The organism is Pseudomonas sp. 1912-s, assembly GCF_029269205.1.
Classification (GTDB): domain Bacteria; phylum Pseudomonadota; class Gammaproteobacteria; order Pseudomonadales; family Pseudomonadaceae; genus Aquipseudomonas.
This window is the reverse complement of record NZ_JARIXR010000008.1, coordinates 28,729-41,935: the sequence shown is the minus strand read 5'-3', so window position 1 is coordinate 41,935 and position 13,207 is coordinate 28,729. Positions and strand designations below refer to the sequence as shown.

Below are 13,207 nucleotides of genomic sequence, written 5' to 3'. Positions count from 1 at the left end.
TCAGCCCTCGACCGCAGGAATATGCCCAAACATTTCCTGCACAAACTTCACCCGCTCTTCCGGCGTTTCCGTTACACCGGCGGCCTTCAACTCTTCCAGTCGGGCCTCCACCGCGTGGGTGCGCAAGGTCAGTCCGCAGTCGTTGGCAATCTGGATATTCAGCCCCGGGCGTGCGTTGAGCTCCAGGATCAACGGGCCTTTTTCCTGGTCCAGCACCATGTCCACGCCGATATAGCCCAGGCCGCACAGCTCATAGCAGCCGGCCGCGAGCTTCATGAAACCGTCCCAGTTGGGCAGTTGCACGCCGTCCACCGCGTTGGTGGTGTCGGGGTGCTTGGTGATGATGTTGTTCAGCCAGGTGCCACGCAGGGTCAGGCCGGTGGCGAGGTCGACACCCACGCCAATCGCGCCCTGGTGCAGGTTGGCCTTGCCGCCGGACTGGCGGGTGGGCAAGCGCAGCATGGCCATCACCGGGTAGCCCATCAGCACAATGATGCGGATGTCGGGCACGCCTTCGTAGCTGATGCTTTTGAAGATCTGGTCGGGCACCACCCGGTATTCGATCAGCGCCCGGTCACGGTGGCCGCCGAGGGAATACAGGCCGGTGAGGATGCTGGAAATCTGATGTTCGATCTCTTCATGGCTGATGATCTTGCCGGAGACCGTGCGATAGCGCCCTTCAAAACGGTCGGCAATCACCAGGATGCCGTCACCGCCGGCGCCCTGGGCCGGCTTGATCACGAAGTCGCTGCGCCCGCCGATGATCTCGTCGAGCTTGTCGATTTCCTTTTCGGTGGAAATGATCCCGTACATCTCCGGCACATGGATGCCGGCCTCCATGGCCCGTTCCTTGGTGATGATCTTGTCATCCACGATCGGGTACAGGCTGCGCTTGTTGTACTTGAGCACGTAGTCGGCGTTACGCCGGTTGATGCCCATGATCCCCCGCGCTTCGAGGGCCTTCCAGGTCTTCCAGAAGCCGAACATTACGAGTCAGCCTTGAGGAACGCCTTGAAGCGCACCAGTTCGGTCAGGCGGTAGCCGCGATAGCGACCCATGGCCAGCATGAAGCCCACCAGGATCAACAGGATCGCCGGGAAGGTGAACACGAAGTAGATCAGCTCCGGCACGCTCATGATGATGTGGGCCAGGGACGCCGCGAACAGCGTGCCGATCGCGACTTTCATCGCATGGCCGCCACCGCGCTCTTCCCAGGTGATCGACAGGCGTTCAATGGTCATGGTCAGAATCACCATCGGGAACAGCGCCACCGACAGCCCGCGCTCCAGGCCCAGCTTGTGGCTGAACAGGCTGATGGCCGCAATCAGCACCACCACGAAGGTCAGCACCACCGACAGCCTCGGCAGCATCTGCAGTTTCAAGTGTTCCAGGTAAGACCGCAGCGACAGCCCCAGCGCCGTAATAATGGTGAACAGCACAATCCCGAAGCCCAGCTGTGTCTCGCGGAACGCCAGGGCAATCAGTACCGGAGTAAACGTGCCGAGGGTCTGCAGGCCGATCAGGTTGCGCAGGATCAGGATCACCAGCACGCCAATCGGGATCATCACCATGATCATGAAGGTCTGCTGGGTTTGCAGCGGCAGGCCGTACAGGGAGTATTCGAGGAAGTTGGCGTCGGTGTTTTCGTCCGTCAGCTTGGCCAGGCGAATCGCGTTCATTTCGCTGTTGTTGAGGCTGAAGGTCACCATGGCTTTCTTGCCACCGTCGACAGTGATCAGGTTTTCATCGCCGGTCCACCACAGCAGGCGGTCGGCCGGCAGGCCTTGTTCGCCGGTGTCAGGGTTGAAGTACAACCAGTCATTGCCGTTGAAGCTGCGCAGCCAGAGTTCCGGGGTTTGCGGCTGGTCGGCCACCAGGCGGATGGTGTGGACCTTTTCCACCGGCACGTGGGCGATGGACAGCAGCAACTCGACGATCTTGGCCTTGTGTGGCGTCGACGGGTCGCCCGCCAGCAGCAGCTTCACGTTGTCGTCGTTGAGGTTGTTGGTGCGCTTGATGGCTTCGCTGATAAAGGTCTCGACGTCGGCCGAGTGCTGGCGGATCGGCGCCAGCAGGGCTTCGGCGGCGATTTTTTCCGGGCCTTCGACGGCGATGCTGTCGCGGAAGGTCGGGCCCTTGACCTTGACCTTTTCACCGCTGTAACGCTTGGTCAGTACCAGGCGGTAGTAGAGGGTCTGGTTGCCCTTGGCCCGGCGGGCCGACCAGGTGACCTTGCGGTTGCCGTCGAGGCGGTTGACGCTCACGCCGTAGTTATTCGAGATAAAGCTTTCATTCAGGCTGACGAAGTCGCGGCTCAGGGGCGGCACGAACATCTGGATTTTTACCGGGTCCTTGGCGCTGGCGACGAACTCGACCTTGGCGTCGATGTTCCACAGGTCGTCGGTGGCGTCCTCGGTGACGGGAATCCCCAGCACGAAAATCTGATAGGCGGTGACCGAAATGCCCAGGACCACCAACACGGCGATCAGGATTTTCAGGTGCAGATTAAGAGAGCGCATTCAAATTACTCAGCGGTATGAGCGTCGGTGGCGCAGGCAGGTTTGCCCGCCGCGTATTTAAGACTGGGGTCGACCAGCGCATCAAAGCGTTTCAGCGCTTCGGAGCCGATCAGCAGCGGGTATTGGAAGGCGCTGCGGTCAGTCAAGTTCACTTCGATGCTGCGTAAAGCGGTGCCCATGCAGATGTCCAGGGCAATCACTGGACGGGCGGTGTAGTTCTTGTCTTCATCGGGGTCGTAGTCACCGGCGCGGCGCTTGATCTTGCTCACGCGGGCCAGGGGACGCTCGATGGGGTGGGAATGGGCGGTGTCGATCGCCAGGTAAAAGCGCACCCAGGATTCGCCGTTGCGCTTGAAACGCTTGATGTCGCGGGCGCTCAACGATGCAGTCTTGGCGCCGGTGTCGAGTTTGGCGGCCACTTCCAGGTCAATGCCTGCCAACTTGGCGTATTCATTGAGGCCATACACGGTCTTCTCGGCAGCAACGCCAAGGCCCGGTACAAGCATTAAAAGCAAAAGGGGGAAGGGCTTGAGTCTCATAAATCCTGACGCGGTGCAGTGCGATGTTCAATTCAAGGCGACTGGCATTGCTGCGCAAGCTCCCTCGTGCGCCTTTTCATCCAGGGATGTGAGGCAAAAGTGGCCGGCATTCTAACATGAAGGTTTTCTTGCGCCAGCGCTGGCAGCCGGCCATGCCCCGATAGGGTGCAAGGTGGGTTATTAGACGATTGTCGACAATATGTATTTATTCTTTGACTATCAGGGGCTGATTGGCTAGTTTTTGCGGCATTGCTTTTAAAGGTGTCGACAATATGCTGGATCAACTGGAAACCCCAGTGATGGCCCAAGACGATTCCCAGACCATGTCCGAGAACGTCTTCCGGCGTATCCAGGCCGCCATCGTCAAGGGCGAAATCGCCCCGGGCAGCAAGATCTCCGAGCCGGAACTGGCGCGCACCTATGGCATCAGCCGTGGCCCGCTGCGCGAGGCGATCCACCGCCTGGAAGGCCAGCGCCTGCTGGTGCGCATTCCCCATGTGGGCGCGCGAGTAGTGTCCTTGAGCCATGAAGAGCTGATCGAACTCTACGAAATCCGCGAGTCCCTGGAAGGCATGGCCTGCCGCCTGGCGGCCGAGCGCATGACCGACGCTGAAATCGAAGAATTGCGCCAGGTGTTGCATACCCATGAGCGCGATGCCGCGTTCCAGGCCGGTGTCGGCTACTACCAGCAGGAAGGCGACTTCGATTTTCATTACCGGATAATTCAAGGCGCCGGTAACCGCACCCTGACCCAAATGTTGTGCGGCGAGCTGTACCAGTTGGTGCGTATGTACCGCATCCAGTTCTCCGCCACCCCCAATCGTCCACGCCAGGCCTTTGCCGAGCATCACCGCATTCTTGACGCGATTGCCGATCGCGACGGTGAACTGGCCGAGTTGTTGATGCGCCGGCATATCGGCGCTTCCAAACGCAACATTGCCCGTCACTTCCCGGACGGCGCTCCCCAATCACGAGGTGAGTCATGAGTTCCAATAACAACACTACTCCCGGCCAGCGTTTCCGTGACGCGGTCGCCAGCGAGCATCCCTTGCAGGTGGTCGGCGCGATCAACGCCAACCACGCGCTGCTGGCCAAGCGTGCCGGTTTCAAGGCGATCTACCTGTCGGGTGGCGGGGTGGCTGCAGGCTCCCTCGGCGTGCCGGACCTGGGGATTACCGGCCTGGATGACGTGCTGACCGACGTGCGCCGCATCACCGACGTGTGCGACCTGCCGCTGCTGGTGGACGTGGACACCGGTTTCGGCTCCTCGGCGTTCAACGTGGCGCGCACCGTCAAGTCGATGATCAAGTTCGGCGCGGCGGCGATCCATATCGAAGACCAGGTGGGCGCCAAGCGTTGCGGCCATCGCCCGAATAAAGAAATCGTCTCGCAACAGGAAATGGTCGACCGCATCAAGGCCGCCGTGGATGCGCGCACCGATGACAGCTTCGTGATCATGGCCCGTACCGATGCGCTGGCCGTTGAAGGCCTGGAATCCGCCCTGGAGCGCGCCGCCGCCTGCATCGAGGCCGGTGCCGACATGGTGTTCCCGGAAGCCATCACGGAGCTGGAGATGTACAAGCTGTTCGCCTCCCGCGTGAAAGCGCCGATCCTGGCCAACATCACCGAGTTCGGTGCCACGCCGCTCTACACCGTCGACCAGTTGAAATCTGCGGATGTTTCCATCGTGCTGTACCCGCTCTCGGCCTTCCGCGCCATGAACAAGGCCGCCGAGAACGTCTACACCGCGATCCGTCGCGACGGCACCCAGCAGAACGTGATCGACACCATGCAAACCCGCATGGAGCTTTACGATCGCATCGACTACCACACCTTCGAGCAAAAGCTCGACGCGCTGTTCGCCGCCAAGAAGTAAGGCGAGCGCCCCCCTAATAACGACAAGATTGGAGATAACCATGGCCGAAGCAAAAGTACTGAGTGGAGCTGGCCTGCGTGGCCAGGTTGCCGGGCAAACCGCACTGTCCACCGTGGGCCAGGCCGGTGCCGGCTTGACCTATCGCGGCTACGACGTGCGCGAACTGGCTGCGGACGCGCAGTTTGAAGAAGTCGCCTACCTGCTGCTGTACGGCGAGCTGCCGACCCAGGCCGAACTGGCCGCCTACACCGCCAAACTCGGCAAGCTGCGCGACCTGCCCCAGGCGCTGAAAGAAGTGCTGGAACGCATCCCCGCCGACGCCCACCCGATGGACGTGATGCGCACCGGTTGCTCGTTCCTGGGCAATATCGAGCCGGAGAAAGACTTCAGCGTGCAGCGCGACGTGACCGACCGCCTGCTGGCCGCGTTCCCGGCGATCATGTGCTACTGGTACCGCTTCAGCCACGACGGTCAGCGCATCAACTGCGTGACCGACGAGCCATCCATCGGCGGCCATTTCCTGCACCTGCTGCACGACAAGAAGCCGAGCGACTTGCACGTCAAAGTGATGAACGTCTCGCTGATCCTCTACGCCGAGCACGAGTTCAACGCCTCGACCTTCACCGCCCGCGTGTGTGCCTCGACCCTGTCAGACCTGTATTCCTGCGTCACCGCCGCCATCGGCTCCCTGCGTGGCCCGCTGCACGGCGGCGCCAACGAAGCGGCGATGGAGATGATCGAGCGTTTCTCGTCCGCCCAGGAAGCGGTGGAAGGCACCCTTGGCATGCTGGCGCGCAAGGACAAGATCATGGGCTTTGGCCACGCGATCTATAAAGACAGCGACCCGCGTAATGAAGTGATCAAGGGCTGGTCGAAAAAACTCGCCGACGAAGTGGGCGACACCGTGTTGTTCCCGGTTTCCGAAGCCATCGACAAGACCATGTGGGAGCAAAAGAAACTGTTCCCCAATGCCGACTTCTACCATGCCTCGGCGTACCACTTCATGGGCATCCCGACCAAGCTGTTCACCCCGATTTTCGTCTGCTCGCGGCTGACAGGATGGGCAGCTCACGTGTTCGAGCAGCGAGCCAACAACCGCATCATCCGTCCGAGCGCCGAGTACATCGGCGTTGAGCAGCGCAAGTTCGTGCCAATCGAACGTCGCTGAATGGTGGGAATCTGAGGCGCCGGTTTTAAGGATCGGAACCGGTTCAATGTGGGAGCTGGCTTGCCTGCGATAGCATCACCTCGGTGTAACTGACACACCGAGGTGCCTGCATCGCGGGCAAGCCCGGCTCCCACAGGGACCGTGTTCATCCAGGCCAGTGCCACAGGTTTTTGCTGTACACCTTACCGTGACCGAGTCCCAGCCTATGAACACTGAACACCGCAAACCGCTGCCCGGCAGCCGCCTCGATTTCTACGACGCCCGTGCGGCGGTCGATGCAATCACCCCCGGCGCCTACGCCACGTTGCCGTACACCTCCCGCGTACTCGCCGAGAACCTGGTGCGTCGCTGCGACCCGGCGACCCTCGACGCTTCCCTGAGCCAACTGATCGAGCGCAAGCGCGACCTCGATTTCCCGTGGTTCCCGGCCCGCGTGGTGTGCCACGACATTCTCGGCCAGACCGCCCTGGTGGACCTCGCCGGCCTGCGCGATGCCATCGCCCTGCAAGGCGGTGACCCGGCCCAGGTCAACCCGGTGGTGCCGACCCAACTGATCGTCGACCACTCCCTGGCCGTCGAAGCCGGTGGCTTTGACCCGGACGCGTTCGAGAAAAACCGCGCCATCGAAGACCGTCGCAACGAAGACCGTTTCCACTTTATCGAGTGGACCAAAAAGGCCTTCAAGAACGTCGACGTGATCCCGCCGGGCAACGGCATCATGCACCAGATCAACCTGGAGAAAATGTCTCCGGTGATCCAGGTGCGCGACGGCGTGGCCTTCCCGGATACCTGCGTCGGCACCGACAGCCACACGCCGCACGTAGACGCCCTGGGCGTGATCGCTATCGGCGTTGGTGGCCTCGAAGCGGAGAGCGTGATGCTCGGCCGCGCCTCGTGGATGCGCCTGCCGGAAAGCGTCGGCGTGGAGCTTACGGGCAAGCTGCAACCGGGCATCACCGCCACTGACATGGTGCTGGCGCTGACCGAGTTCCTGCGCAAGCAAAAGGTCGTGGGTGCGTGGCTGGAGTTCTTCGGTGAAGGCGCCTCCGCGCTGACCCTCGGCGACCGCGCCACCATCTCCAACATGGCCCCGGAATACGGCGCCACGGCCGCGATGTTCTACATCGACCAACAGACTATCGCCTACCTGAAACTCACTGGCCGTGAAGACGAACAAGTGACGCTGGTGGAGCAATACGCTCGCCACACCGGCCTGTGGGCAGACGACCTCAAGGGCGCGCAATACGAGCGTGGCCTGAGCTTCGATTTGTCCTCGGTGGTGCGCAACATGGCCGGCCCGAGCAACCCACACGCCCGTGTTGCCACCAGCGACCTGGCGGCCAAGGGTATCTCTGGCCAGTGGGATGACGTGCCGGGGCAAATGCCCGACGGCGCGGTGATCATCGCCGCTATCACCAGCTGCACCAACACCAGCAACCCGCGCAACGTGATTGCTGCCGGGTTGCTGGCGCGCAACGCCAACAAGCTCGGGCTGGCCCGCAAACCGTGGGTCAAGTCGTCCCTGGCACCGGGCTCGAAAACCGTGGCGATGTACCTCGACGAAGCCGGGCTGACCACTGAGCTGGAGCAGTTGGGTTTTGGCGTGGTGGCGTTTGCCTGCACCACCTGCAACGGCATGTCCGGCGCACTCGACCCGGTGATCCAGCAAGAGATCATCGACCGCGACCTGTACGCCACCGCCGTGCTCTCGGGTAACCGCAACTTCGACGGCCGTATCCACCCGTATGCCAAGCAGGCGTTCCTCGCTTCGCCGCCGCTGGTGGTGGCTTACGCGATTGCCGGCACCATCCGTTTCGACATCGAAAAAGACGTGCTGGGCCTGGACGCCAACGGCCAGGAAATCCGCCTGAAGGACATCTGGCCGAGCGACGAAGAAATCGACGCGGTGGTCAAGGCTTCGGTCAAGCCGGAGCAGTTCCGCCAGGTCTACATCCCGATGTTCGCTATCCATGAAGACACCGGCCCCAAAGTCACGCCGCTGTACGACTGGCGCCCGCAGAGCACCTACATCCGCCGCCCGCCTTACTGGGAAGGCGCACTGGCCGGTGCGCGCCCGCTCAAGGGCATGCGCCCGCTGGCGGTACTGCCCGACAACATCACCACTGATCACCTGTCGCCGTCCAACGCGATCATGCTCGACAGTGCCGCCGGCGAATACCTGGCGAAAATGGGCCTGCCGGAAGTCGACTTCAACTCCTACGCGACTCACAGGGGCGACCATTTGACCGCGCAGCGCGCCACCTTCGCCAACCCGAAGCTGTTCAATGAAATGGTCATTGAAGACGGCAAGGTCAAGCAGGGTTCGCTGGCGCGCCTGGAGCCGGAAGGCAAGGTCACGCGCATGTGGGAAGCCATCGAAACCTACATGGAGCGCAAGCAGCCGCTGATCATCATCGCCGGTGCCGACTACGGCCAGGGTTCGTCCCGGGACTGGGCGGCCAAGGGCGTGCGCCTGGCCGGTGTGGAAGCGATCGCCGCCGAAGGCTTCGAGCGCATCCACCGCACCAACCTGGTGGGCATGGGCGTGTTGCCCCTGGAGTTCCTGCCGGGCACCGACCGCAAGACCTTGAAGATCGACGGTACCGAAACCTACGACGTGATCGGCGAGCGCACCCCGCGTGCCCAGCTGACCTTGTTGATCAACCGCAGGAATGGCGAGCGTGTCGAGGTGCCGGTGACCTGCCGCCTGGACACGGCTGAAGAAGTGTCGATCTACGAGGCGGGCGGCGTGTTGCAACGTTTTGCCCAGGACTTCCTGGAATCGGCTGTTACCGCCTGACAACTGTGGCCGGGGTGAACGCCCCGGCCCATGAGGACCACCATGGCACACGTACCGCAGATCAAGATTCCCGCCACCTATATGCGTGGCGGCACCAGTAAAGGGGTGTTTTTCAGCCTCAAGGATTTGCCCGAGTCGGCCCAGGTTCCCGGCGCTGCGCGGGATGCATTGTTGCTGCGGGTGATCGGCAGCCCCGACCCGTATGACAAGCAAATCGATGGCATGGGCGGTGCGACCTCCAGCACCAGCAAAACCGTAATCCTCGCCAAGAGCACCCGCGCCGATCACGACGTGGACTACCTGTTTGGCCAGGTGTCCATCGACAAGCCATTCGTGGACTGGAGCGGCAACTGCGGCAACCTGTCGGCGGCGGTGGGCTCCTTCGCCATCAGCGCGGGGCTGGTGGACGCCGCACGCGTTCCGCACAACGGTGTGGCCGTGGTGCGGGTCTGGCAGGCGAATATCGGCAAGACCATCATCGCCCGCGTGCCGATCACCGACGGTGCCGTGCAGGAAACCGGCGACTTCGAACTGGACGGCGTGACCTTCCCGGCCGCCGAAGTGCAGTTGGAATTCATGGACCCGGCGGCGGAAGAAGAGGGCGGCGGTGGCTCCATGTTCCCTACCGGCAACCTGGTGGATGACCTGGAAGTGCCGGGTGTGGGCACGTTCAAGGCGACGCTGATCAATGCCGGGATTCCCACCATCTTTATCAATGCCCAGGACCTGGGTTACACCGGCACCGAGCTGCAGGGCGCGATCAACAGCGACCCCAAAGCCCTGGCGATGTTTGAAACCATCCGCGCCCACGGTGCGCTGCGCATGGGCCTGATCAAGCACCTGGACGAAGCGGCCCAGCGTCAGCACACGCCGAAGGTGGCGTTTGTGGCACGGCCTGCGGACTACGTGGCGTCCAGCGGCAAGGCGATCAAGGCAGGCGATGTAGACCTGCTGGTACGGGCGCTGTCCATGGGCAAGTTGCACCACGCGATGATGGGCACGGCGGCGGTGGCGATTGGCACGGCGGCGGCGATTTCCGGCACGCTGGTGAATTTGGCGGCGGGCGGTGTGGAGCGCAATGCGGTGCGGTTCGGGCATCCGTCCGGCACGTTGCGCGTAGGCGCCGAGGCCAGCCAGGTCGACGGTGAATGGGTCGTGAAAAAAGCCATCATGAGCCGCAGTGCGCGGGTGTTGATGGAAGGTTTCGTGCGCGTGCCTGGCGACTCTTTCTAACCGATCACAGGCAGGCACCAAGACCTGCCTTTTATAACACTTCAACCCTGACCCTGAGGATGGAACACACCTAACCCACTTTGGAGTACTGCCATGAGCGCCAACGTCGACCAGAACAACCGCCCCGACTACGACCAGGTCCTGCAGGACATCGCCGACTACGTCCTGGGCTTCAGGATCGAATCCCGCGACGCCCTCGACACCGCCCGCAACTGCCTGATGGACACCCTCGGTTGCGGCCTGCTGGCCCTGCGTTTCCCGGAGTGCACCAAGCATCTGGGGCCGATCGTTGAAGGCACGGTGGTGCCATTCGGTGCGCGGGTGCCGGGCACCTCGTTCCGCCTGGACCCGGTCAAGGCCGCGTGGGACATCGGCTGCATCGTGCGCTGGCTCGACTACAACGACACCTGGCTCGCCGCCGAGTGGGGCCATCCTTCCGATAACCTGGGCGGCATCCTCGCCGTCGCCGACCACCTCTCGCAAAAACGCGTGGCCAATGGCGATGCGCCGCTGACCGTGCGGGCGGTGCTGGAGGCGATGATCATGGCGCACGAAATCCAGGGCGTGATTGCCCTGGAAAACTCCTTCAACCGTGTCGGCCTCGACCATGTGTTGCTGGTGAAAGTCGCCTCCACCGCCGTCACCGCCAAACTGATGGGCGCCAACCGTGAGCAACTGCTGTCGGCATTGTCCCAGGCGTTTGTCGACGGCCAGGCATTGCGTACGTATCGCCATGCGCCGAACGCCGGTTCGCGCAAGTCCTGGGCGGCGGGGGATGCGTCGAGTCGCGGGGTGCGCCTGGCCGACATCGCCATGCGCGGCGAGATGGGCATTCCCGGGGTGTTGAGCGCGCCGCAGTGGGGTTTTTATGACGTGCTGTTCAGCCACACCAACAAGGACCTGGCGCTCAAGCCCGAGGGCAAGCGCGCCTTCAGCCTGTCGCAGCCTTACGGCACGTATGTGATGGAGAACGTCCTGTTCAAGATCAGCTTCCCCGCCGAGTTCCACGCACAAACCGCCTGCGAGGCGGCGGTCACGTTGCACCCACAAGTGAAGCACCGCCTGCATGAGATCGACAGGATTGTCATCACCACCCACGAGTCGGCGATTCGCATCATTTCCAAGGTCGGGCAGTTGGCCAACGCGGCGGACCGCGACCATTGCCTCCAGTACATGACCGCCGTGCCGCTGGCGTTTGGCAACCTGGTGGCCGAGCAATACGAGGATGAGTTCCACGCGGCCCATCCGATCATCGATGAGCTGCGGGACAAGATGGTCATCGTCGAGGAGCCGCGCTACAGCCGCGAATACCTGGAGGCCGACAAGCGCTCCATCGCCAACGCAGTGCAGGTGTTCTTCAAGGATGGTTCCAGCACCGAACAGGTGGCCGTGGAATACCCGATTGGCCACCGTCGCCGTCGGGTGGATGGCATTCCGTTGCTGGAAGACAAGTTCAAGGCCAACCTGGCGACCCGGTTTACCGCACAGCGCAGTGCCGAGATTTTTGCGCTGTGCAAGGATCAGGCACGGCTTGAAGCAACGCCCGTGAACCGGTTTGTGGACCTGTTCGTGATCTGAGAAACACCACGGCACTCACTGTGTAAACCCAATCAATGTGGGAGCTGGCTTGCCTGCGATGCAGACACCTCGGTCTTTCAGATACACCGAGGTGATGCTATCGCAGGCAAGCCAGCTCCCACATTTGTTCTATGTTGTTCAATGGAAAGTGGTCGACATCACGCCGTTACATGCTGCCTTCTACGTCATCCAGGCTGAACGTCTCGGTATGGTCGTCATAGGAGAAAATCTCCGCATACCGTCCCCACGCCACCACGCTTTCCAGGGTTTTTTCCACAAAGGCTTCTGTCATCGAGTCTTCCAGTTCCTGCTCGAAACGCACCCGTGGCGCGCGGTGGCCGCTGCGCTCCAGCAACACCTGGTGAATGCGGGCGGCCAATGGCACGTGGCGGATCAAATGTTCGGCGAACAGGGTTTTACGCTCCTGGGTGCCGTAGTCGGCGAACAGTTTGCCGGCGTCGGTGAGGGTGATGTCGGCACCCTTGAGTTCGGCAAAGCCCAAATGCTCAAGCATCTCCGCGACCGGGAACAGATCGTCGACCTCCAGCAAGCGCCGTTCGGCCACGGTCGGCAGGCCGGCGTGGCCGTTGTAGGGTTCGGCGGCCAGGGTTTCGATCAGGCCGGCCATCAGGTTGGTGGACACTTCCGGCAGCAGGCTGCCCATTTTCAGCTCGGGTAAACCCCTGCTCGCGTCAGCGCTGCGGCGGTCGGTCATCAGGGCATAGATGTCGTCGACCATTTGCCTGAAGGTCGGGTCCAGCCGGTTGCGCGGGTGCGCAAACGGCACCTTGATCTCGGCTACCACCCGGCCAGGGTTGGACGACAGCACCAGGATGCGGTCGCACATCAGCACGGCTTCTTCGATGTTGTGGGTCACGATCAGGATCGATTTGATCGGCAGCTGCTTGCCGCTCCACAGGTCCAGCAGGTCGGTGCGCAGGGTTTCAGCGGTGAGCACGTCCAGCGCCGAGAACGGTTCGTCCATCAACAGCAGCGTCGGGTTGACCACTAGCCCGCGGGCGAAACCCACACGCTGGCGCATGCCGCCGGACAGCTCCCGCGGGTAGGCGTTTTCAAAACCGTCCAGGCCGATCAGGTCGATGGCGGCCAGGGCGCGCCTGCGGGTTTCCTTGCGCTCGACCTGCAAGGCTTGCAGCCCGGCCTCGACGTTTTCCAGCACGGTCAGCCACGGGAACAGCGCAAAGGTCTGGAACACCATGGCCACGCCTTCGGCCGGGCCGTTGAGTGGCGCGCCGTTGTAGCGTACTTCGCCTGACGACGGCTGGATCAGCCCTGCGATGATGCGCAGCAAGGTCGACTTGCCTGAGCCTGAGCGGCCGAGCATGCCGACAATCTCGCCTTCGTGCAGGCTCAAGTCCACGCCGCTGAGGACTTGCAGCTCGTCTTTACCTTTGCCGAACACCCGGTTCACGTTTTTCAACGAGTAGATTTCCGGGGTGTCGGCGGTGTGCTCGGTATAGGTAGTCATCACAG

10 protein-coding genes are annotated in these 13,207 nt (G+C 62.3%); 6 read left to right on the top strand and 4 right to left on the bottom strand.

The genetic code is table 11. From position 1 onward, the window contains the following. From P3C29_RS12295 to P3C29_RS12285, 3 genes are read right to left on the bottom strand one after another with little or no spacing between them, the layout of a single operon-like run. The gene (locus tag P3C29_RS12295; RefSeq protein ID WP_275964615.1) at positions 1-987 is read right to left on the bottom strand and encodes an alpha-L-glutamate ligase-like protein; all 987 of its coding nucleotides are present in this window, start codon (positions 985-987) and stop codon (positions 1-3) included. Continuing rightward, a complete protein-coding gene (locus P3C29_RS12290; protein ID WP_003214971.1) occupies positions 987-2,519 on the bottom strand; it encodes an inactive transglutaminase family protein in 1,533 nt (510 codons plus the stop codon). The genes P3C29_RS12295 and P3C29_RS12290 overlap by 1 nt, the downstream gene beginning before the upstream one ends. Positions 2,520-2,524: 5 nt before the next feature. Further along, the gene (locus P3C29_RS12285; protein WP_029616141.1) at positions 2,525-3,058 is read right to left on the bottom strand and encodes an ATP-dependent zinc protease; all 534 of its coding nucleotides are present in this window, start codon (positions 3,056-3,058) and stop codon (positions 2,525-2,527) included. A 272-nt stretch (positions 3,059-3,330) separates the two neighbouring features. On the opposite strand from P3C29_RS12285, the gene P3C29_RS12280 reads away from it, so the two are divergent. From P3C29_RS12280 to prpD, 6 genes are all read left to right on the top strand, one after another. Further along, positions 3,331-4,044: a GntR family transcriptional regulator gene (locus tag P3C29_RS12280; RefSeq protein WP_008432676.1), complete on the top strand. Its 714-nt coding sequence runs from the start codon at positions 3,331-3,333 to the stop codon at positions 4,042-4,044. After that, positions 4,041-4,934 (top strand): methylisocitrate lyase, encoded by an 894-nt coding sequence (prpB, locus tag P3C29_RS12275; RefSeq protein ID WP_003214976.1) that lies wholly within the window; start codon positions 4,041-4,043, stop codon positions 4,932-4,934. The genes P3C29_RS12280 and prpB overlap by 4 nt, the downstream gene beginning before the upstream one ends. 40 nt (positions 4,935-4,974) lie before the next feature. Then, positions 4,975-6,102 (top strand): 2-methylcitrate synthase, encoded by a 1,128-nt coding sequence (prpC, locus tag P3C29_RS12270; protein ID WP_010176436.1) that lies wholly within the window; start codon positions 4,975-4,977, stop codon positions 6,100-6,102. 205 nt (positions 6,103-6,307) lie between these two features. Beyond that, positions 6,308-8,902: a Fe/S-dependent 2-methylisocitrate dehydratase AcnD gene (gene acnD / locus P3C29_RS12265; RefSeq protein ID WP_275964614.1), complete on the top strand. Its 2,595-nt coding sequence runs from the start codon at positions 6,308-6,310 to the stop codon at positions 8,900-8,902. Between the two features lie 42 nt (positions 8,903-8,944). Beyond that, positions 8,945-10,135 carry a 2-methylaconitate cis-trans isomerase PrpF gene (prpF, locus tag P3C29_RS12260; protein WP_275964613.1) on the top strand — a complete coding sequence of 397 codons (1,191 nt, stop codon included), beginning with the start codon at positions 8,945-8,947 and terminating at the stop codon, positions 10,133-10,135. A 93-nt stretch (positions 10,136-10,228) separates the two neighbouring features. Next, complete coding sequence (prpD, locus tag P3C29_RS12255) at positions 10,229-11,713, top strand: 2-methylcitrate dehydratase (protein WP_275964612.1); 1,485 nt, start codon at positions 10,229-10,231, stop codon at positions 11,711-11,713. Between the two features lie 166 nt (positions 11,714-11,879). Here prpD and P3C29_RS12250 read toward each other — a convergent pair whose 3' ends face one another. Next, the gene (locus P3C29_RS12250; RefSeq protein WP_010176432.1) at positions 11,880-13,202 is read right to left on the bottom strand and encodes a nitrate/sulfonate/bicarbonate ABC transporter ATP-binding protein; all 1,323 of its coding nucleotides are present in this window, start codon (positions 13,200-13,202) and stop codon (positions 11,880-11,882) included. Between the last annotated feature and the right edge of the window lie 5 nt (positions 13,203-13,207).

Bases quoted from the DNA above. Each gene is read 5' to 3' on its own strand.
- P3C29_RS12295 (WP_275964615.1), bottom strand. From the start codon at position 987: ATGTTCGGCTTCTGGAAGACCTGGAAGGCCCTCGAAGCGCGGGGGATC.
- P3C29_RS12290 (WP_003214971.1), bottom strand. From the start codon at position 2,519: ATGCGCTCTCTTAATCTGCACCTGAAAATCCTGATCGCCGTGTTGGTG.
- P3C29_RS12285 (WP_029616141.1), bottom strand. From the start codon at position 3,058: ATGAGACTCAAGCCCTTCCCCCTTTTGCTTTTAATGCTTGTACCGGGC.
- P3C29_RS12280 (WP_008432676.1), top strand. From the start codon at position 3,331: ATGCTGGATCAACTGGAAACCCCAGTGATGGCCCAAGACGATTCCCAG.
- prpB (WP_003214976.1), top strand. From the start codon at position 4,041: ATGAGTTCCAATAACAACACTACTCCCGGCCAGCGTTTCCGTGACGCG.
- prpC (WP_010176436.1), top strand. From the start codon at position 4,975: ATGGCCGAAGCAAAAGTACTGAGTGGAGCTGGCCTGCGTGGCCAGGTT.
- acnD (WP_275964614.1), top strand. From the start codon at position 6,308: ATGAACACTGAACACCGCAAACCGCTGCCCGGCAGCCGCCTCGATTTC.
- prpF (WP_275964613.1), top strand. From the start codon at position 8,945: ATGGCACACGTACCGCAGATCAAGATTCCCGCCACCTATATGCGTGGC.
- prpD (WP_275964612.1), top strand. From the start codon at position 10,229: ATGAGCGCCAACGTCGACCAGAACAACCGCCCCGACTACGACCAGGTC.
- P3C29_RS12250 (WP_010176432.1), bottom strand. From the start codon at position 13,202: ATGACTACCTATACCGAGCACACCGCCGACACCCCGGAAATCTACTCG.